General features: G+C 45.4%; 1 protein-coding gene. It reads left to right on the top strand.

All coding sequences use genetic code 11. The features are described from left to right. A partial coding sequence (locus tag GFU89_RS23285; RefSeq protein WP_318849392.1) for a condensation domain-containing protein occupies positions 1-251 on the top strand: 251 nt, incomplete at both ends.

The following is a 251-nucleotide window of genomic DNA, read 5'->3' on the forward strand; positions in this document are numbered from 1 at the left end:
AATCCTTTGTTTGATGTTGCGGTTGTGCTGCAGAATAATGACATTGGAGGCTCCGGTTCCCAGACAGAAGTTGCTTCTTCCGAATCAGATCCGATGATGGTTCAGGGTTATGAAAAGCCGGATGACGGTATCAGTAAGTTTGACCTGACCTTTGATTTTAGTGAGGTCTCGGGTGAATTGTACCTCTTTGTGAATTACAACACGGATATCTATCACAGCTCTACCATTGAGCGTATGTGCCGCCATCTGGA

It is taken from the genome of Chryseobacterium sp. JV558 (assembly GCF_033712365.1).
Classification (GTDB): Bacteria; Bacteroidota; Bacteroidia; order Flavobacteriales; family Weeksellaceae; genus Chryseobacterium.